We start from the raw sequence: 1,244 nt of genomic DNA, 5'->3' as shown, positions 1-1,244 counted from the left end.
CGGCCCCAGCCCAGGGAAGCGAGGCTGCCGGGACCGCACCGGCGGCTGAGCCTGTCGAAGGCCTGCCGGCTGGGCTAGCCGAAACCCCGGAGGTGCTGCCAGCCGAAAGCCCGGCGACGGAGGCCGACGCCGCCGCCCACCTCACGGGCCTGCAGCGTGCCAACCGTGCCATCAAGGTCAACATCGGCGGAGTCGAGCGCTTTGCGGCGGTCGAGGATGCCGCCCGGCTTCGGGATGCCCTCGGCGTGCCGCTGCCCATGGGTGTGCCGCTGGCCTTCATCGAGCCGGTCGCTGACCCCCTCGGCGACCTCGTCTCGCGCTACGCCCGCACGCACGGGCCCTTCACCRCCGCCGAGGCCGCGGCGCGGCTGGGACTGGGCGTCGCCGTCGTCGGCACGGCGCTGAAGCGGCTGGCCGCGGACGGGCGCGTGGTGGAAGGAGAGTTCCGCCCGCACGCTGCGCCGCCGGCGGTCACGTCGGCCAGCACGGCAGCCGGCGGTGAAGAATCCGGGGTTGAGGGTTCCGGCGTGGATGGATCCGGCGAGGAGGCGTTCCAGCCCACTGTTGTGCCTCCCCTTTTGCCTCCGGCCAATGTGAGTGAATGGTGCGACGCCGAGGTCCTCCGCAGGCTGCGCCGCCGTTCCCTCGCCGCGCTCCGCGCCGAAGTCGAGCCGGTGGACGCCGCCGCCTACGGCCGGTTCCTGCCCGCCTGGCAGAACGTGCGGACCACGGGCGGCCGCGGGCAGTCGGCGCTCCGCGGCCTGGACGGCATCATCACGGCCATCGACCAGCTCTCCGGCGTGCCCATTCCGGCCTCGGCATGGGAGCCGCTTGTCCTGGCCAGCCGCGTCTCCAACTACCAGCCGGCCATGCTGGACGAGCTCATGGCCGCCGGCGAGGTCCTCTGGTCCGGTGCCGGCTCGCTGCCGGGCAACGACGGCTGGGTGAGCCTGCACCTCGCCGATTCGGCTGAACTGACGCTGAACCCGTCCATCGACTTCGAACCCGGCGACGCGCAGCGACGGCTCCTCGAACACCTGCAGAACAACGGCGGCTACTTCTTCCGGCAGCTGACCGAGGTTGCCGGCGGCATGGATTCGGTGCTCAGCGACCAGGACGTGGTGGCAGCACTCTGGGATCTCGCCTGGGCGGGCCGGATTACCGGCGACACGTTCGCCCCCGTCAGGGCCCTGATCGCCGGCGGGCACACCGCGCACCGGCAGGTGGGGCGCGCCCCGCGGGCC

The 1,244-nt window shown here is 73.0% G+C and carries 1 protein-coding gene; it reads left to right on the top strand.

Annotation, left to right across the window (positions count from 1 at the left end; all coding sequences use genetic code 11):
• Positions 1 to 1,244 (top strand): Lhr family ATP-dependent helicase (locus AC1D1S_RS21245; protein ID WP_476995458.1); only part of this gene is annotated, 1,244 nt, incomplete at both ends.

It is taken from the genome of Arthrobacter sp. P1_A5, from assembly GCF_056406825.1.
This window is presented reverse-complemented; position numbering and strand designations above follow the sequence as displayed.